Annotated in this window: 12 protein-coding genes; all 12 read right to left on the bottom strand. The window is 73.0% G+C overall.

Going from position 1 to position 18,519, the window contains the following annotated elements:
- Position 1 precedes the first annotated feature (1 nt).
- The 12 genes from FB558_RS37880 to FB558_RS37825 all read right to left on the bottom strand — a co-directional run bounded on the left by FB558_RS37880 (position 2) and on the right by FB558_RS37825 (position 18,517).
- Positions 2 to 1,093, bottom strand: coding sequence for an acetate/propionate family kinase (locus tag FB558_RS37880; RefSeq protein ID WP_342787694.1), 1,092 nt, complete (start codon positions 1,091 to 1,093; stop codon positions 2 to 4).
- Positions 1,081 to 3,480, bottom strand: a complete 2,400-nt coding sequence (locus tag FB558_RS37875) for a phosphoketolase family protein (RefSeq protein WP_142062738.1) — start codon at positions 3,478 to 3,480, stop codon at positions 1,081 to 1,083. Before FB558_RS37875 ends, FB558_RS37880 begins: the two co-directional genes overlap by 13 nt.
- A 38-nt stretch (positions 3,481 to 3,518) precedes the next feature.
- A complete protein-coding gene (locus FB558_RS37870) occupies positions 3,519 to 5,462 on the bottom strand; it encodes an aconitate hydratase (protein WP_142062736.1) in 1,944 nt (647 codons plus the stop codon).
- Between the two features lie 52 nt (positions 5,463 to 5,514).
- Positions 5,515 to 7,548 (bottom strand): CocE/NonD family hydrolase, encoded by a 2,034-nt coding sequence (locus FB558_RS37865; protein WP_142062734.1) that lies wholly within the window; start codon positions 7,546 to 7,548, stop codon positions 5,515 to 5,517.
- Between the two features lie 22 nt (positions 7,549 to 7,570).
- Positions 7,571 to 8,863, bottom strand: a complete 1,293-nt coding sequence (locus FB558_RS37860) for an ATP-grasp domain-containing protein (RefSeq protein ID WP_246107055.1) — start codon at positions 8,861 to 8,863, stop codon at positions 7,571 to 7,573.
- Between the two features lie 147 nt (positions 8,864 to 9,010).
- Entirely contained in the window at positions 9,011 to 9,271 is a 261-nt protein-coding gene (locus FB558_RS37855) for a hypothetical protein (RefSeq protein WP_142062731.1), read from the bottom strand.
- An 11-nt stretch (positions 9,272 to 9,282) separates the two neighbouring features.
- The gene (locus FB558_RS37850) at positions 9,283 to 9,762 is read right to left on the bottom strand and encodes a (2Fe-2S)-binding protein (protein WP_142062728.1); all 480 of its coding nucleotides are present in this window, start codon (positions 9,760 to 9,762) and stop codon (positions 9,283 to 9,285) included.
- A 10-nt stretch (positions 9,763 to 9,772) separates the two neighbouring features.
- Positions 9,773 to 12,109 carry a molybdopterin cofactor-binding domain-containing protein gene (locus tag FB558_RS37845; protein WP_142062725.1) on the bottom strand — a complete coding sequence of 779 codons (2,337 nt, stop codon included), beginning with the start codon at positions 12,107 to 12,109 and terminating at the stop codon, positions 9,773 to 9,775.
- A 174-nt stretch (positions 12,110 to 12,283) separates the two neighbouring features.
- Entirely contained in the window at positions 12,284 to 14,209 is a 1,926-nt protein-coding gene (locus FB558_RS37840) for an alpha-glucuronidase (protein WP_142062722.1), read from the bottom strand.
- Positions 14,206 to 16,215: a beta-galactosidase gene (locus tag FB558_RS37835; RefSeq protein WP_142062719.1), complete on the bottom strand. Its 2,010-nt coding sequence runs from the start codon at positions 16,213 to 16,215 to the stop codon at positions 14,206 to 14,208. Before FB558_RS37835 ends, FB558_RS37840 begins: the two co-directional genes overlap by 4 nt.
- Positions 16,212 to 16,898 (bottom strand): hypothetical protein, encoded by a 687-nt coding sequence (locus FB558_RS37830; protein ID WP_142062716.1) that lies wholly within the window; start codon positions 16,896 to 16,898, stop codon positions 16,212 to 16,214. The genes FB558_RS37835 and FB558_RS37830 overlap by 4 nt, the downstream gene beginning before the upstream one ends.
- Positions 16,895 to 18,517: an ABC transporter substrate-binding protein gene (locus FB558_RS37825; protein WP_142062713.1), complete on the bottom strand. Its 1,623-nt coding sequence runs from the start codon at positions 18,515 to 18,517 to the stop codon at positions 16,895 to 16,897. Before FB558_RS37825 ends, FB558_RS37830 begins: the two co-directional genes overlap by 4 nt.
- Positions 18,518 to 18,519 lie beyond the last annotated feature (2 nt).

The following is an 18,519-nucleotide window of genomic DNA, read 5'->3' as shown; positions in this document are numbered from 1 at the left end:
ATCACCCGAGCAGCCCGCGCACCTGCTCGGCGATCACCAGGTCCTCCCGCGCCTCGAGCACGACGACCGCGCCGGGGCACCCGTCCGCGCCGATCACCGCGTCGACCTCCCCGTCCCCGCCCGACGCGGCGTTGCGGCCGGCGTCGAGCGCGAGACCGAGGAACCCGAGGCCGTCGACGATCGCGGCGCGCAGCCGGGGCTGGTGCTCCCCCACCCCGCCGCTGAACGCCAGCACGTCGACGCCGCCGAGCGCCGCGGCCATCGCCGCGACGAGCCCGCGCGCCCGGTGCACCCACACGTCGAGCGCGAGGACGGCATCGGCCTCGCCCGCGTCGACGCCGGCCAGCACGTCCCGCAGGTCGGACGCGCCGGCGAGCGCCTGCAGGCCCGACTCCCGGTCCAGCGCCGTCGCCACGTCGCTCGCGTCCAGGCCGTCCCGGACCACGTACGGCGGGACCGACGGGTCGAGGTCGCCGCTGCGGGTGCCCATCACCAGACCCGCGGTCGCGGTGAAGCCCATCGTCGTGTCCACCGAGCGGCCCCGGTCCACCGCGCACAGGGACGCACCGGAACCGAGGTGCGCGGTGACGGTCCGCAGCTGCTCCGGCGGCCGGCCGACGAGCTCCGCGGCCCGCCGCGCCGCCCACTCGTGCGCGAGGCCGTGGAAGCCGTAGCGGCGCACGCCCAGCTCGTCGCGCCAGCGCCGCGGCACGGCGTAGGTGTGCGCCGCGGCGGGGATCGTCGTGTGGAACGCCGTGTCGAAGCAGGCGACCTGCGGCACGTCGGGCAGGGCGGCCCTGGCGTGGCGCAGGGCGTCCAGCGCCGGCCCCTGGTGCAGCGGCGCCATGTCGCGCAGCGCCTCGATCCCGGCGACGACGTCGTCGTCCACGACGACCGGCCCGGTGAACCGGGTGCCGCCGTGGACCACCCGGTGCCCGACCGCGTCGATCCCCTGCCCCAGCGCCTTGCCCAGCGCGTCCTCGGCGTCCCCGGGGTCGACGGACTCGCGCGTCACGACCTCGTCCCCGTCGAGCAGGGCGATCTTCACCGACGACGAGCCCGCGTTGACGACCAGCGTTCTCACCCCGGCCACACCCAGTCGGCCACCTCGGGCGCGTCCTCGCCGTGCTCGCGCGTGTAACGCCGGCAGCGCAGCCGCTGGTCGACCATCTCCTGGCGCAGCCCGGCGTGGCGCACGGCCAGGCCCGGCACGCGGTCGATCACGTCCATCACCAGGTGGTAGCGGTCCAGGTCGTTCAGCATCACCATGTCGAACGGCGTGGTGGTGGTGCCCTCCTCCTTGTAGCCGCGCACGTGGATGTTGACGTGGTTGCGCCGCCGGTAGGTCAACCGGTGGATCAGCCACGGGTAGCCGTGGTAGGCGAAGATCACCGGCTTGTCGGTGGTGAACAGGCCGTCGAAGTCGCGGTCGGGCAGGCCGTGCGGGTGCTCGCGCTCGTCCTGCAGGCGCATCAGGTCCACGACGTTCACCAGCCGGACCCGCAGCTCCGGGAGGTGGCGGCGCAGCAGGTCGACCGCGGCCACCGCCTCCAGCGTCGGCACGTCGCCCGCGCAGCCGAGCACGACGTCCGGCTCGCCGCCCTGGTCGTTCGACGCCCAGTCCCAGATGCCGATGCCGCGCGCGCAGTGGGCCACCGCCTCGTCGGTGGACAGCCACTGCGGGCCGGGGTTCTTGCCCGCCACGACGACGTTGACCAGGTCGCGGCTGCGCAGGCAGTGGTCGACCGTCGAGAGCAGCGTGTTCGCGTCCGGTGGCAGGTAGGCGCGCACGATCTCGGGCTTCTTGTTCAGGACGTGGTCGACGAAGCCGGGGTCCTGGTGGGAGAAGCCGTTGTGGTCCTGGCGCCACACGTGGCTGGTGAGCAGGTAGTTCAGCGACGCGACCGGGCGCCGCCAGGGGATCCCCCGGCTCGTCTCCAACCACTTGGCGTGCTGGTTGAACATCGAGTCGACGATGTGGATGAAGGCCTCGTAGCAGTTGAAGAGGCCGTGCCGCCCGGTGAGCAGGTAGCCCTCGAGGAGGCCCTGGCACAGCTGCTCGTTGAGCACCTCGAGGACCTGCCCGCGGGCGGCGGTGTGCTCGTCGCCGGGACGGCGCTCGCCGAGGAACTGCCGGTCGGTCGCGGTGAACACGCCCTGCAGCTTGTTGGAGACGGTCTCGTCCGGGCCCACGATCCGGAAGTTCTCCCGGTTGGCCGCCACCACGTCGGCGAGCCAGTTCCCGAGGGTGCCGGTGGCGCTCTCCGGTCCGGCGCCGGGCCCCGGGACGTCCACGGCGTGCGCCCGGAAGTCCGGCAGGCGCAGGTCGCGCAGCAGCAGCCCGCCGTTGGCGTGCGGGGTGGCGCTCATGCGGTCGTCACCGCGCGGGGCGAGGGCGGCCAGCTCGGGGCGCAGCCGCCCGTCGTCGTCGAACAGCTCCTCGGGCCGGTAGGAGCGCAGCCACTCCTCCAGCTGGGCCCGGTGGCCCTCGTTCGTGCGCACCTCCGCCAGCGGCACCTGGTGGGCGCGGAACGTGCCCTCGACCGGGGTGCCGTCGACCTCCCGCGGCCCGGTCCAGCCCTTCGGGGTGCGCAGCACCAGCACCGGCCAGCAGGGACGCTGCACGTCCTCCCCCGCCGCCTCCTGCGCGGCGGCCCGGTCCCGGATCCGGCGGATCTCGGCCGTGATCTCGTCGAGCACGTCGGCCATCCGGGCGTGGACCGCCATGGGGTCCTCGCCGTCGAAACCGCCGTCCAGCACGTAGGGGCGGTGGCCGTGGCCGCGCAGCTGGTCGAGCAGCTCGTCCTGCGGGATCCGGGCCGACACCGTCGAGTTGGCGATCTTGTAGCCGTTGAGGTGCAGGATCGGCAGCACCGTGCCGTCGTGCACCGGGTGCAGGAACTTGTTCGACTGCCACGAGCCGGCGAGCGCGCCGGTCTCGGCCTCCCCGTCCCCGATCACGCAGGCGACCAGCAGCTCCGGGTTGTCCAGCGCGGCCCCGTAGGCGTGGGCGAGGGAGTAGCCCAGCTCGCCGCCCTCGTGGATCGAACCGGGGGTCTCCGGGGCGGCGTGGCTGGGCACGCCGCCGGGGAAGGAGAACTGGCGGAACAGCTCCCGCATGCCCTCGGCGTCGGCGGGCACGTGCGCGTAGCGCTCGGAGTAGGTGCCCTCCAGCCACGCCGTCGCGACGACGCCGGGACCGCCGTGCCCGGGACCGGTGACGTAGAGGGCGGGTTGCCGATCGCGCGCGATCACGCGGTTGAGGTGCGCCCACACGAACGTCAGCCCCGGCGTCGTGCCCCAGTGCCCGAGGAGGCGGGGCTTGATGTGCTCGGGCGCCAGCGGCTCGCGCAGCAGCGGGTTGTCCATCAGGTAGATCTGCCCCACCGACAGGTAGTTGGCCGCGCGCCACCACCGGTCGAGCAGTTCCAGGTCGGTTCGGCGGGCGGTGTCCGGACGCTCGGTCGCCTCGACTGCCATGCCCCCGGCGTACCCGGAGCGGGCCCGCCCCACCCGGCCTACTGCTGCCGCGCGAGCTGCGGGATCCGCCCGCCGGCCAGCACCGTCTCGACCTGCCGCGGGGACAGCCGGTGGGTGAGGGTGAGGCGGTGCTCGCCGCAGGTGGCGGTGAGCTCCCGCGACGCGGGCAGCGTCGCGTGCAGGTCCCGCAGGCGCAGGACGTCGCCCGGGCGGATCGCCCCGAGGTCGCCCGGGTCGGTGAAGGTCAGCGGCAGCACCCCGAAGTTCACCAGGTTCTGCCAGTGGATGCGCGCGAAGGACAGGGCGATCACGGCGGACAGGCCCAGGTGGCGCGGGGTGATCGCGGCGTGCTCGCGGGAGGAGCCCTGCCCGTAGTTGCGCCCGGCGACCACGGCGTGCGCGCCCGTCTCCCGCGCCCGGGCCGGGTAGTCCTCGTCGATGCGGGTGAAGGTGAAGTCCGCGAGCTTCGGGATGTTGGAGCGGTAGGGCAGCGCGCGGGCCCCGGCCGGGGAGATCTCGTCGGTCGAGACGTCGTCGCCCACCACGAGCAGGACCGGCAGGTCGAGCGCGTCCGGCAGCGGCTCCAGCTCGGGCAGCGACGAGATGTTGGGACCCTTCACCAGCTCCGCCGTCGCGGCCTCCCGCGCCGGGAGCGGGGGCAGGAGCATCGCGGTGTTCACCGACGCCTTCCGCGGCAGCTCCAGCGCGGGGTAAGCCAGGTCGTTGTCCCGGGCGTACTCGCGGGGATCGGTGATCACACCGGTGAGCGCGGAGGCGGCCGCCGTCTCCGGCGAGCAGAGCCACACCGCGTCGTCGGCCGTGCCCGAGCGCCCGGGGAAGTTGCGCGGGAAGGTGCGCAGCGAGTTGTGCCCGACGGCGGGCGCCTGCCCCATGCCGATGCAGCCCAGGCACCCCGACTGGTGCATCCGGGCGCCCGCCGCGATGAGCTGGAACGTCGCGCCCATCCGCGTGAGGTCCTGCAGGATCTGGCGGGACGTGGGGTTGATGTCGAAGCTGACCGCGTCGCTCGTCTGGCGCCCGTCGACCATCGCGGCGACGACCGCGAAGTCGCGCAGGCCGGGGTTCGCCGACGAGCCGACGACGACCTGGTGCACCGGCTCGCCCGCGCACTCGCGCACCGGCACGACGTTCCCCGGTGAGGACGGGCGGGCGATCAGCGGCTCCAGCGCGGACAGGTCGATCTCGTCGGTGACGTCGTAGGTCGCGTCCGCGTCGGCCGTGATCTCGCGGAAGTCCTCCTCCCGGTCCTCCACGCGCAGGAACTCCCGCACGGCGTCGTCGGCGGGGAACACGGTGGTCGTGGCGCCCAGCTCCGCGCCCATGTTGGCGATGACGTGGCGGTCCATCGCGGTCAGCCGGTGCAGCCCCGGGCCGTGGTACTCGATCACGCGGTCGACGCCGCCGTCGACGCCGTGGCGGCGCAGCATCTCCAGCACCACGTCCTTCGCCGACACCCACTCCGGGAGCTCGCCCACCAGGCGCACGCCCCAGACCTGCGGCATCCGCACGTGGAGGGGTTCGCCCGCGATCGCCTGCGCCACGTCGAGACCGCCGACGCCGATGGCGAGCATGCCGAGCGACCCGGCCGCGCACGTGTGCGAGTCGGAGCCCGCGAGGGTGGCGCCAGGCACCCCGAACCGCTGCATGTGGGTGGGGTGCGAGACCCCGTTGCCCGGCTTGGAGTACCACAGGCCGTAGCGACGGGCCGCCGAGCGCAGGAACTCGTGGTCCTCGGCGTTGCGCTCGTCGGCCTGCAGCAGGTTGTGGTCGACGTACTGGACGCTGACGTCGGTGCGCGCCCGCTCCAGGCCGAGGGCCTCGAGCTCCTGCATGACGAGGGTGCCCGTGGCGTCCTGGGTGAGGGTCTGGTCGATGCGCAGCGCGATCTCCTCGCCCGCGACCGGCTCACCGGCGACCAGGTGGTCGTCGACCAGCTTCCGGGTCACCGTCCGCGCCGCCATGCCCGGCGCGTACCCCGCCCGCTCCGCGCGTACTCGCCGCCTGCGCGGACCGTCAGACGTGGTCGCGCGGGACCGTCAGCCGCCAGCTCTGCGCGTGCACCCGCTCGGTGCCCTCGTAGGCGTCGAGCTGGGCGTAGAGGCGGAACTCGGTCGCCGTGGAGCTCAGCACCGTGCGCGTGACCGTCTCGACCTTCCAGTCGCCACGGGCGAACCCCATGGACCACGTCGTCTCGCCGCACGCCGAGTCGACGTCGTCGCCCACCCAGCCGTAACGCTCGTCGGCGCGGCGGGTGACCTCGAGGTCGATGTCGTCGAAGCGGACCACACCGAGGTCCTTCACGACCTCGAGGGCCGACTCGTACCCGACGAGGTCGCGGGTGACCGCCCAGCGGTGCCGCCCCGGCTGCACCTGCGTGGTGGTCCGCGGCCGGGCGCCCGCGGGCTCGCCCAGCGGGGGTACCGGGAGCTCGGCGTCGCCGGGGTCGGGGCGCAGCGGCAGCTCGAGGGCGCTCCCGGCGGGGAACACGGTCAGGCGCACCGGTTCCGGCGGCGGCCAGGCCAGCGGCCAGTAGGAGGTGGAGAGCGAGAGGCGCAGCCGGTGGCCGGGCGGGACGGCCTGGGCCATCGCGTTGAGCACGACCCGCACCCGGTAGCGCTCGCCGGGCACCAGTGCCGCGGGCCGGTCGTGGCCGTCGCGGTGGGTGAGGTTGAGCAGCCCGTAGCTGATCCGGGTGGCGCGACCGTCGGGGTCGACGTCGGACAGCCGCGCCGCCACCATCGCGACCGGCCGGTCGACGGCGAACTCCAGGTCGACGACCGGGGAGCCGAGGATCTCCATGCGCTCGGCGAGCACCTCGCCGTCGAACACCAGCGAGCCGCCGTCCTCCTCCCGCTGGTCGTAGGGCAGATCGGGCGGCGCGTTGTAGGAGCACCACTTGCCGGCGAACTGGCCCACCGACAGCGGGGACTGCACCGCGAGGCGCTCCGGCAGGTCCGCCGGGCGCTCGCGGCCCGGCGCCAGGATCCGGTGGTCCCCGAGCGGGTGCGCCACCGCGTGCACCTGCGGGGACGGCCAGCTCGGCTCGCCGACCCAGCGCCCGGGCCGCTTCGCGTAGGCCGTGGACGGGGGCACGCTCTCCTGCATCCAGATGCGCAGCATCGGCTCGTCCATCACGCCGTTGTCCTCGTCCCGCAGCCACCGGCCCCACCAGCGCACGAGCTCCTGGAGGAAACCGACCGCAGGACCGGGCTGCCCGAGGTGCGGGTACTTGTGCGACCAGGGGCCCACCAGCCCCTTGCGCGGCACGTCGAGCGCGGCGAGCAGGCGGAACACCGAGTTCGAGTACCCGTCGGCCCAGCCGCTGACGGCGAGCACCGGGCAGCGGATCGCGGAGAAGTCCTCGCACACCGAGCCGTGGCGCCAGTAGGCGTCGCGGTGCTGGTGGCGCAGCCACTCGTGCAGCCACAGGCCGCTGCCGCGCAGCCGCTCGTGCCACATGTTCCGCCAGCGCTCCCCGACGACGTCCGGGTCCGGCGGGCAGGAGGTGTAGGCGAACATCGTCGACGCCCAGGACAGGTTGTCGGTGAGCAGGCAGCCGCCCATGTAGTGCACGTCGTCGGCGTAGCGGTCGTCGGTGGACGACGCCGTGACGATCGCGCGCAGGCTCGGCGGGCGCCGAGCCGCCACCTGCAGCGCGTTGAACCCGCCCCAGGAGATGCCCATCATCCCGGTGCGCCCGTCGCACCACGGCTGCGCGGCGATCCAGGCGAGCACCTCCTCGGCGTCACGCAGCTCCTGCTCGAGGTACTCGTCGGTGAGCACGCCCTCGGAGTCGCCGCTGCCGCGCAGGTCGACCCGCACCCCGGCGAACCCGTGCCCCGCGAAGTACGGGTGGTGGATCGAGTCGCGGACGGCGGTCAGGTCGCGCTGGCGGTACGGGATGAACTCCAGCACGGCCGGCACCGGGTGGGCGTCGGAGTCCTCCGGGCGCCACACCCGCGCGGCCAGGCGCGTGCCGTCCGACATCGGGATCTCGAGGCACGCGTCCTCGCGGACGGCGTGCGGGAACTCGTCGACGATCTCCATGACGGTCTCCATGGTCGGCGTGTCAGGCCTCCTCGAACTCGAACGGCAGGCCCGCGACGACCCGCTCGTACTTCTCGCGCAGCTCGTCCTCGCTGTCCGCGCCGACGAACACGTTCGCGATGGCGTAGGTGTAGCTGTCCTGGTCGTGCTGCTCGGAGAGCCGGTCGCCCGGCTGCAGCGAGACGGTCACCGTGCAGCCCGGGACCTCGCGCTCCACGCGCTCGATCTCCTCGGCCGTGGGCACCCGGACGGCCACGCCGTCCTCCGCGCGGCGCACGAACCACTTCGCCGCCACGGCCGAGCGCCCCTCGCGGTGCGGTGGCCGGGGCTCGCGGCCCAGCGCGAGCTGCAGCATGACGTCGTGGTGGGCGAAGCCGTCGACCTGCTCGAACAGCTCGGCGTGGGACTGGGAGTGGCGCGGGTTGACCTCCAGCAGCGTGACCGCGTCCCGCTCGGCGTCCCAGAAGTACTCGATGTCGAACGTCGTGCCGTCCAGGCCGATCCGGGTGATGACGCGCCGGGAGATGTCGGCGAGGCGGTCCGCGACGGCGGCCGACACCGTCGACGGGTACTGGTAGCGCAGGAAGCTCGGGCTGTCCGGGCAGTGCACCGAGTCGACGATGCCGTAGACCCGCACGTCGCCCCGGTAGCTGTAGCCCTCCACCGTCACCTGGACGCCGCTGGCCGCCTCCTCGACGAGGCAGGCGCTGCCGCCCGCCTCCGCGATCTCGGGCGGCAGGTCCACCTGGCCGAGCACGAACTCGAAGGGGTCACCGATGCGCCCGACGCCCTCGCGGATCTCGGCCGCCGCGTCGTGCAGCTGCTTGTGGTTCTCCACCCGGAACGCGAGCTTCGACGACGCCGACTTGACCGGCTTGATCCACACCGGGTACGCCAACCCCTCGGGGAGGTCGGGGGCGGGGTCGTCGAGGTCGAGGAGGCCGAACCGCGGCACCTCCTCGATCACCGCCCGCTGCTCGAGCCGGCTCCAGTACTTGTGCTCGCACTTCAGCACGGACTCGAGGCTGGGCCAGGGCAGGCCGAGGCGCCGGGCGAGGATCGGCACCATCGTGCTGATCGGGAAGTCCCAGAACCCGATGACGGCGTCCACCCGCCCGTCGAACTCCGCCAGCTGCCGCTGCGCCTGCTCCAGCAGCTCGGGCACCGGGATCGTCTCGCGGTGCAGCAGGTCGTCGATGTCGAGCAGCGCGTGGAACCGGTAGCGGTCCGCACCGGGCAGCGACCGCAGGAGCTGGGCGTTGTGCTCGTCCAGGCCCAGCACGAAGACGTTCTGCACGTCGGTCGCCCCTGTCACGACCGACGATGCTCGCAGAGTGTCGGCTGCCAAGCAGTCCGGCGCGGAGGTCTCACCCGCCAGGGTGGGCGCCCGGCCACCGCCGACGAACGGCACTCTCGTCGGTACCTAGCCGACGAACGTGCCGTTCGTCAGTGCATCCGCACCTCAGCCCGTCGGGTCGTCCAGCAGGCCGCCCGCCGGGCCCTCGACGAAGCGCGGGTCGAACTGCGGGAACTCGGTGCCCGCGCCGTCCGTCCCCTCCGGCTCCGGGCCGTCGGCGGCGTCGAGGAGCGAGGCCCGCGCGTCGGCGGCGGTCGCCGCACCCGCGCTCACGGCCTGCTCCAGGTCGCTCGCGGCCGCGGTGCCCGCCGCCAGCGGCAGGGCCGCGCCGGACAGCAGCAGGCCGGTGATCATGCGCTTGCCCATCGGAGCACTCCTCACATCTCCTCCGCGCCGGCCGTGATGGCCTCGCGGATCCGGTTGTAGGTGCCGCAGCGGCAGATGTTGCGGATCTCCTCGATCGCGTCGTCGTCGACAGCGCGGCCCTCGGCCACGCACTGGCGGACCTTCGCCACCGCCGCCATGATCTGGCCGGGCTGGCAGAAGCCGCACTGCGCGACGTCGTAGGAGATCCAGGCCTGCTGCATGGGGTGCAGGTCGTCGCCGTCGACGGTGTCGGCGAGGCCCTCGATCGTGGTGATCTCGTCGTCGGCGGCGATGTCCCCGACACGCACCGAGCACGGGTTGAAGGCCTTCCCGTTGATGTGGCTCGTGCAGGCCTTGCAGACGTTGATCCCGCACCCGTACTTGGGGCCGGTGACGCCGAGGAGGTCGCGGATGACCCAGAGCAGGCGCACGTCGTCCTCGGTGTCCACCGAGACGCGCTCGCCGTTGAGCGTGAAGGTGTGGGTGGGCATGCGCGCTCCTTCAGAAGGTGAGCTTCAGGCCGTTGGTCGGCGACTCGGGGATCGGGGGCACCGTCGGGTACGGCTCGAACGGGAACGGGTCCTTGTGGTTGACCGGGAAGTAGCTCGGCACCTCGCCGGTGGCGCGCGCGTAGGCGCACGCGATCGCTCCGCACGGCGCCGCCACGCCGAACTCACCGGCCCCACCCGGCTCGTCGGCCGTCGAGTCCACGATGATGATCTTCATCTCGGGCGGGGTGTTCCACTGCCGCGTGTAGAAGTAGTTGTCCCAACTCGCCTCGACGAAGTGGCCGTCGACCAGGTGCAGGCTCGAGGTGAGGATCAGCGCGATCGCGTCGTTGATCCCGCCCATCATCTGGGCCTCCAGGCCACGCGGGTTGATCACGAGGCCAACGTCGACGGCGAGCACCGCCTTCGTGACGCGCGGCCCCGTCACGGCCTGCCGGATCTTCCGGTCCACCACCCGCGGCCGGCAGTCGATCTCCACCATCGCCGCGCAGACGCCCTTGTACTCGGTGTGGACACCGAGGCCCTGAGCCGTGCCGTCCGGCATCGAGCGGCCCCAGTCGCCCTCCTCGGCCACCGCGTCGAGCACGGCGCGCAGCCGGTCGTTCTTGAGGAACTCGCGGCGGAACTCGTAGGGGTCGCGGTCCATCGTCGCGGCGATCCGGTCGACCATGAGCTCGCGCGCGGTCGCCACGTTCGGCGAGTAGATGTTGCGCATGCTCGTGGTGTTGAAGCGCATGTCGACCTCGTTGAGCAGGCGCGTCGACACCCCGAAGTCGTAGGGCGTCACCTGGGTCAGCTCGAACACCGACTCCGAGAGCGCGAGGTTGCCGAGCGGCGCCTTCACCGCCGCCGCGGTCACCGCCTCCCCCAGGCCCGGGTTGACCTGGGTCGCGACGCTGGTGTGGCGCTGCTCGTAGCTCAGCACCGAACTGCCGCTCACCAGCGCGCGCACGCGTGCGGTCGACAGCGGGTGCACCCGGCCCTGGCGGGAGTCGTCGGCCCGGGTCCACATCAGCTTCACCGGCTTGCCCATCGCCTGCGAGACCTCGGCGGCCTCCAGCGCGGCGTCGAAGAACAGCTTGCGACCGAACGACCCGCCGCCCTCGGTGACGTGCACGGTCACCCGGTTCTGCGCCAGCCCGAGCAGCTTCGCGATCTCCGCCTGCGCCGCGATCGGGTTCTTCATCGCGCCCCAGATCTCCGCCCGGTCGCTGCGCACGTCGGCGATCGCGGAGTTGGTCTCCAGGGAGCTGCTGGAGGCGAAGTAGAAGGTGAACTCCCCCTCGACCGTCTCGCCGACGCCGGCGGGCACGGCCAGCGGCAGTTCGGCGGCCCTGACCCCGGCGAGGATCGAGTCGTCGTCCTCGCCTGCGACGGTGCCGGGCTCCCAGTCGACGCGCAGCGCGTTGACGCCGTCGATCGCCTGCCCGAACGTCCGCGCGCGCACCGCCACGCCGGTGGAGACGACCTCGACGTCGGTGACCCCGGGCATGTCCCGGACCTCGTCGAGGTTGCGGACGCGGTCCGGGGTGCCGTTGAGGTCGGGGGCGCGGCAGATCACGGTCGGCAGCGCGTCCGGGATCGCCAGGTCGGTGGCGAACTTCTTGCGGCCCGTGACCATCGCCCGCGCGTCGGTCTTGGTCTGCGGCTTCCCGATGACCCGGAAGTCCTCACGCGGCTTGAGCGCGATCTCGACGCTCTCGTGGACGTCGCTGGCCGCCTTCTCCGTCAGCTCGGCGAACGGCAGTGCCGAACCGCCCGCACCGCTGATCAGCCCACCGCGGCTGGTCAGCGTGCGGACGTCCTGGCCGAGCAGCTGGGCCGCGGCCGCGAGCAGGCGGCCCTTCGCCAGCGCGGCCGCCACCCGGATCGGGGTGTAGGTGGTGAAGGTCGTGCTCGACCCGCCGGTGAGCTGGTTGAACACCAGCTCGGGGCGGGCGTCGGCCAGGGTGACGCGCACCTGGTCGACGTCGAGGTCCATCTCCTCCGCGATGATCATCTGGGTCGAGGTGATGATGCCCTGGCCGTTGTCGGAGCGGGGCAGGGCGAACGACACGGTGCCGTCGCGCTCGACCTCGATGCGGATCAGGTTGGCCGTGGGCCGCGCGGCGTCGCGCAGCGCGTCGAGCAGGTCGTAGACCTCCGGCGTCTGCGGCGCGGACGGGATCGCGGCCGCGGACGCGGGCTCGGCGAACACCGACTGGCGGGTGAGCTCGGCGGCGACCACCAGCGTCGGCGCGGCGACGAGGTAGCCGAGGAAGCGCCGGCGGCTGGTGCCGGGCCGGGCTGGGGATGCGAAGCGGTGCTGCGCCTGGCGTTGCTGGGCCATCCGGGGTCCTCTTCATCGGGGAACTGCCCCGGGGAACGAGGACCTCGTTCGACAGGTACGCCTCGCAAGATCCGCCGGCTGTAGCAGCTTTACCGCACAACGACCGGCTGACCAGCGCCGATGCGCCGCCCGGGCCGCAAACACCGTCCGCGCGAGTTCACCCCAAAGGGGACGTCAGTGGATGGTCCGCCGCCGGGCGTCCGGTACGCCGGACTTGCGCAGGAAGTAGGTGTTGACCTGGTCGCGCCACTCCCGCGCCGATCGCAGCTGCTCCACCAGCCGTCCCCGCACGCGGGCGACCACGTCGGCGGGCAGCAGCCCGTCGGCGCGGTCCCACGCCGCGACGATGCGCTCGACCTCGGCGACCCCGGCGAAGTGCGTGTCGTAGACGTGCTGGATCACCGTGCTCCCGCTCGCCAGCACGTGGGAGTAGGGCACGTGGTGGAAGAACAGCAGCAGCTCGTCCGGGCAGGTGTCGCGGGACTCGTAGACGTCCGACCAGGGCCGCGGGTACTGGCCTGCGTAGCCGGTGCCCGTGGCGACCGTGCGGTCGACGCCGATGCCGTCCCGGTCGGCGAAGTGGTAGGTGCCCCACGGGGTGTACTCGTAGCCGTCGACGTCGGGGCCGTAGTGGTGGCCGGGGCGCACCATCCACCCGACGCCCAGCGGCGCCGTGTAGTCCTCGTACGTCCGCCGGGACCGGTCCAGCGTGTCGTGCAGCAGCGCGCGGGCCGCCGGCGCGGCGCCGGGGAACGTCAGCGAGACCCACTCGTCGAGCGGGTCGGCGTCCGGGTCCCAGGCCAGTCGACCGTAGGCGTAGAGGTTCGCCTGGGCGAGCGGGTGGCCGGTCCAGAACGGGTCGTCGCCGACGTTGGACACCGCGGCGACGCCGCCGCGCAGCGTCTCCGACACGGTCGCCCCGTCCTCGCCCCACGGCCGGAACCCCAGCGCCTCGCGCCAGGCCGGGGCCAGGTAGCAGACGTGGCGCTGCTGGCCCGTGTACTCCTGCGTGACCTGCAGCTCGACGGCCAGGCGGGTGCGCGGCATCGCGGCGAGCACCGGGGAGACCGGCTCGCGCACCTGGAAGTCCATCGGCCCGTGCTTGACCTGCACCACGACGTTGTCGGCGAACCGGCCGTCGAGCGGGGCGAAGTGGTCGTACGCGGCCCGGGCGCGGTCGGTCGTGCGGTCGCGCCAGTCCTGGCGGTGGTCGTAGACGAACGCCCGCCAGTGCACGACGCCGCCGTGCGGGGCGAGCGCGCGGGCGAGCAGGTTCGCGCCGTCGGCGTGGTCGCGGCCGTAGGCGAACGGGCCGGGCTGCCCTTCGGAGTCGGCCTTCACGACGTAGCCGCCGAAGTCGGGGATCGCGGCGTGGACGCGCTCGGTCGCCGCCGCCCACCAGGCCTGCACGTCCGGGTCGAGGGGATCGGCGCTCGTGTGCCCACCGAGGAGGACCGGCGAGGCGAAGCTCACCGACAGGTGCAGCCGGATCCCCCACGGGCGCAGGACGTCGGCGATGCGGGCGACGTCGGGCAGGTCGTCGGTGAGCAGGCGCGCCTCGCGGCGGTGCACGTTCACGTTGTTGACCGCGACCCGGTTGATCCCGATCGCCGCGAGCAGCCGCGCGTAGGCCGCGACGCGGGACAGGTCCTCGCGCACCCGGCCGTCGGCGTAGAAGATCGACCCGCCCGCGTAGCCGCGTTCCACCTGGCCCATCACCGGGTGGACATCGACGTTGTCCCAGTGGTCGAGCATCCGCAGCGCGTGCGCGGGGGCGTGCCGCTCGGGTGCCCGGTCGCCGGCGAAGGCCTCCTCACCGAGCCGCACGAGGTGGAACAGCCCGTACAGCAGCCCCGGCCCGCCGCCGGCGACGACCGTGGTGACGCCGTCGCGGCGCGCGATCTCGTACGCCTCCGGCCCGTCGCCCTCGCGCTGCTCCAGCACGACGTCGGCGTCGCCGGTGACGAGCCGCGCCCCGGCCCGTGTCACCTCGCCGCGCACCGTCCCGGCGAGCAGCCCCTCGCCCACCACCCGCACCCGGCGGGCCGCGAGCGGGGCGAACGCGGCGTCCGGCAGCCAGGCGGGGTGGACGTCCGTCACGCGTCCTCCCGCAGGACGATGACCTCGGTCGGCTCCAGGTGCAGCGCCTCGCCGGCGGCGATCCGGCGGCCGGTGAGCAGGTCGGTGCCGCCCGCGTGCGCGGGCACGTCCACCGGCTTCTCGCCGTGGTGCAGCAGGAACGCCGTGCGCACGCCGTCGCGCTCGCGCACGGCGAGCTCCAGGTCGGCGACGTCGGCGTAGGGGCCGGTGAGGCCGTGCCGGTCGACGACCCGGCGCACGACCCACGCCACGCCGTCGTCGTCGAGCGACGTGCCGACGTACCAGGCCTCTCCCCCGCCGCCGGCCCGGTGCCGGGTGACGGCGGGGGTGCCGGCGTAGAAGTCGGCGCCGTAGGTGCCGACGACCTCGGCGCCCTCGGGCACGAGCAGCTCGAAGACCAGGCGCCCCTCGGCGAGGACGCCGTCGAGCTGCACCGGGTTCGCCACTTCGGGCGGCTGCGCGTCGGTCTCCTCCACCCGCACACCGAACAGCTCCTTGAGCGGGCCGGGGACGTCGGCGAGGAAGGCGTTGTCGCACCGGTCGACCCGCCCGGACAGGAACGTGGTGAGCACGGAGCCACCGCGGGCGACGACGGCCTCCAGCCGCTGCGCCAGGTCGCCCTTGACCATGTGCAGCAGCGGCGCGACCACGACGTCGTAGCCGGACAGGTCGGCGGTGACCGGCACGACGTCGAGCTGCACGCCCGCCTGCCACAGCGCCCGGTGGTAGGCCGTCACGATGGCTTGGTACCTGAGGTGCCGGTTGGGGCCGTCGGAGATCTCGACGGCCCACCAGCTGTCCCAGTCGAACAGCAGCGCGGTGCGCGCAGGCGTGCGGGCGCCGAGCGCGGCGTCGCCCAGGTGCTCCAGCTCGGCCCCGAGCGCGGCGACCTCGCGGAAGCTGCGGGTGTCGGTGCGCCCGGCGTGGTCGAGGACGGCGCCGTGGTACTTCTCGCACGCCCCGCGCGACTGCCGCATCTGGAAGAACAGCACCGCGTCGGCTCCGTGCGCGACGGCCTGCCACGACCACAGCCGCATCACCCCGGGCCGCTTCACCGGGTTGACGTCGCGGCTCGCGGTCGTGGTCGGCGTCTGCTCCATCAGCCAGAACGGGGCGCCGCCGCGCAGCCCGCGCATCAGGTCGTGGGTGAGCGCCATGCGCGCGTGCGACTTCTCGTCCGGCGGGTAGTTGTCCCAGGACGCGAGGTCCAGGTGCGGGGCCCAGCGGTGGTAGTCGATCGGGCGGTACATGCCCATGAAGTTGGTGGTGACCGGCACCGCGGCGTCGTGCCGGCGGATCGCCGCCTTCTCGTCGACGAAGTTCGCGAGCATCGCGTCGGAGGTGAACCGGAGGTAGTCCAGCGTGATCCCCTGGAACGCGGTGTGGTTCGGCCCGCGCCAGTGCTCCGAGAGCGCGTTCGGCGGGACGATCTGCTCCCAGTCGCTGAACGTGTGCGACCAGAAGGTGGCGTTCCAGGCGTGGTTGAGCGCGTCCAGGCTGCCGTAGCGCTCGCGCAGCCACTCCCGGAAGGCCGCGGCGCAGTGCTCGCAGTAGCAGGCGCCGCCGTACTCGTTACCGACGTGCCAGGCCACCAGCGCGGGATGCCCGGCGTAGCGGCGGGCCACCTGGTCGGCCAGCGCGGCCGAGAGCCGCCGGAACACCGGCGAGCTGGGGCAGGCGTTGTGGCGCTGACCGTAGACGTGGCGGCGGCCCTCGAAGTCGGTGCGGCAGACCTCGGGGTGGGCGTGCGCCAGCCACGGCGGCAGCGCGCCGGTTCCGGTCGCCATGACGATCTTCAGTCCGGCCGCGGCGTTGACCTCGACGATCTCGTCGAGCAGGGCGAAGTCGTAGACGTCCTCGGACGGCTGGGTGAGCGCCCAGTCGAAGACGCCGAGCGTGACGGTGTCGATGCGCGCCAGCGCGAAGGCGGCGTGGTCGGCGTCCCAGACCTCGCGCGGCCACTGCTCGGGGTTGTGGTCGCCGCCGTACAGGATCTTGCAGGTCATGCGGTGTGGTGCTCCTCGATCTCGGCGGTCATCGGTCCGGCGTTGTGCAGCAGCAGGAGGGCGAACAGCGACCCGAGCAGGGCGAGCACCCAGTCGGACGTGAGCGCGACGACCCCGCCCGCGAGCACCGCGAGCGAGGCCGCCCCGAGGCTGACGCGCCGGCCCAGGTGGTGCAGCCCGAGCAGCGCCGCGTCCCGGGTGCGCAGGGTGAACAGCGAGGTCAGGACGAGCACGTGCGCCGACCACAGCACGGTGGCGACGAGCAGCAGGAGCAGCACGCCCTGCACGGCGGCCCGCGCCACCGGGTGCGCGACCGCCGCGTCGAGGTGCGTGAGGTTCGTGACGAGCACCGTGAGCAGCGCGAGCACGGGCACCTCCCACCGCAGCACGTCCAGCGCGTTGGCCCGGTAGCCGCGCACGAAGTGCCGCAGCGGCTCCAGCCCCGGTTCGCGCAGGCTCGCCCGCCAGGCGAACACCGCCGCCGAGAGCGCCGGGCCCACCGGCACCAGCGCCAGCGCCACGAGCGGCGCGTTGGAGACGTCCGGCACCAGCGCGGCGAGCAGCACCAGCCCGGGCGCCGCCGCCACCAGCAGTCCCAGCTCGATCACCAGGACCCGGTGGACGGCGGCGGCGCCGCGGGCGAGCACCCCGTCGCCGAACTCCCGGCGGGCGGTGACCGTCATCCGCCGGCGTTCTCGTTCACGTACCGCTGGTGCGCGGCGTTGACGAGGTCGAGGTAGGAGGTCATGCCCTTGCCCTCCACCTCGGCCGCGTAGGCGTCCCACTCCGAGAGCGGGCGCTGCCCGAGGATGAACTGCAGGGTCATCTGCGCGGTGTAGTCCTGCAGGGCGGTCTCCCACAGCGTGGCCTGCTCGCGCTCGGCCTCGGTGAACGGGTGCGGCGGCGGCAGCGGCAGCTCGTCCTTCTGCGCCATCGCGGCCTGGAACTCCTTCTCCTCGGGGGTGAAGGTCGACTGCAGCAGCTCGGTGGTGCCGCCGTAGGCGAACACGCCGCCGGAGAACCCGGTGGACTTCTGCAGGTCGAGCATGATCTCCATGCCCTCGGCGAGGGCGTACTGCCCGTCCGGGCTCTTGGTGTAGGTCTGGCCCTCGACGCCCCACTTGGCGAACTCCTGGCCGGCGTCGGAGTACCAGAGCCAGTCGACGAACTGCATCAACGCGACGAAGTTCTCGCTCTCAGGAGCATCAGCGCTGATCATCATGCCGTTCTCGAGCTGCGACTCGGAGTTGATGACGTTCCCGGCCGGGCCGGCGGGCAGGTTGATCTTGGCGATCGTCGCGCCGGGCACGTTCTGCAGGGCGGGCCGGTAGTCGTTGACGATCATCTGGGCGTTCGTGCTGATCGCGAACGACTGCTCGGAGGCGAGCTTCTGCAAGGCCAGGTCGTTGTCCTGGGTGAACGTCTCCGGGTCCAGCAGACCGTCGGCGACGAGCCCGTGCAGGTACTCGACCATCGCCTTGTACTCCGGCGACGTGCCGGTGAAGACGAACCGCTGCGCGTCGGCGTCCCAGCTCTCGTTCTCGTAGCCCCAGTCGGTGCCGGCGCGCGTGCCGAACGTCATGCCGACCATGTTCAGCAGGATCTTGCCGTCCTCCCGGTCGGTCAGCGGGTAGGAGTCGGGGTAGGCCTGCTTGATCGCGGCGAGCACGTCGCGGAACTCGTCCCACGTGGTCGGGGCGGCCAGGCCCAGCTCGGCGAGCACGTCGGTGCGCATCGCGATCGTGTAGTCCTGCCACACGTCCTCGTGCACGCCGGGGAGCAGGTAGAACTTGCCGTCGGCCTGGCGCAGGGTGTCGAGGTGGGCGCCCAGGTCCCACTGCTCGATCTTGGCCTGCAGGTTCGGCATGAGGTGCAGGTAGTCGCTCACCGGCAGGATCGCGCCGGACGCGACGTAGGCCGACTCCTGGCCCGGGTAGGTCTTCGGGATGATCAGCGGGGCGTCCCCGGCGCCGATCACGAGGCTGCGCTTCTCCTCGTAGTCGCTGCGCGGCACCACCACCGGGTCGAACGTGACGTTCGTGCGCTTCTCCAGCTCCTGCCAGAGCAGCCAATCGTCCTGGATCGGGTAGGCCTCGTGGTCGCTGTAGAGGATCGGGAACGACAGCGGCTCGGTGGCCCGGAACTGCTGGCCCGCCGCGTACTCGGCCATCGCCCCGACGTCCTTGCCGGTCAGGTCGACGGGCCCGGACCCCCCACCGCCGCTCCCGCAGGCGCTCAGCGCCAGCGCGGCGGCGGCGGTCACCGCGATCGCGGCGCCCCTCCTCCTGCTGCGAGTCAGCATCG

Origin of the sequence: Pseudonocardia kunmingensis (genome assembly GCF_006716445.1) — a bacterium.
Classification (GTDB): domain Bacteria; phylum Actinomycetota; class Actinomycetes; order Mycobacteriales; family Pseudonocardiaceae; genus Pseudonocardia; species Pseudonocardia kunmingensis.
This window is presented reverse-complemented; position numbering and strand designations above follow the sequence as displayed.

Excerpts from the sequence above, each read along its gene's own strand:
- FB558_RS37855 (WP_142062731.1), bottom strand. The coding sequence starts at position 9,271 with ATGGGCAAGCGCATGATCACCGGCCTGCTGCTGTCCGGCGCGGCCCTG.
- FB558_RS37825 (WP_142062713.1), bottom strand. The coding sequence starts at position 18,517 with ATGCTGACTCGCAGCAGGAGGAGGGGCGCCGCGATCGCGGTGACCGCC.
- FB558_RS37875 (WP_142062738.1), bottom strand. The coding sequence starts at position 3,480 with ATGGCAGTCGAGGCGACCGAGCGTCCGGACACCGCCCGCCGAACCGAC.
- FB558_RS37845 (WP_142062725.1), bottom strand. The coding sequence starts at position 12,109 with ATGGCCCAGCAACGCCAGGCGCAGCACCGCTTCGCATCCCCAGCCCGG.
- FB558_RS37835 (WP_142062719.1), bottom strand. The coding sequence starts at position 16,215 with ATGACCTGCAAGATCCTGTACGGCGGCGACCACAACCCCGAGCAGTGG.
- FB558_RS37865 (WP_142062734.1), bottom strand. The coding sequence starts at position 7,548 with ATGGAGATCGTCGACGAGTTCCCGCACGCCGTCCGCGAGGACGCGTGC.
- FB558_RS37870 (WP_142062736.1), bottom strand. The coding sequence starts at position 5,462 with ATGGCGGCGCGGACGGTGACCCGGAAGCTGGTCGACGACCACCTGGTC.
- FB558_RS37850 (WP_142062728.1), bottom strand. The coding sequence starts at position 9,762 with ATGCCCACCCACACCTTCACGCTCAACGGCGAGCGCGTCTCGGTGGAC.
- FB558_RS37830 (WP_142062716.1), bottom strand. The coding sequence starts at position 16,898 with ATGACGGTCACCGCCCGCCGGGAGTTCGGCGACGGGGTGCTCGCCCGC.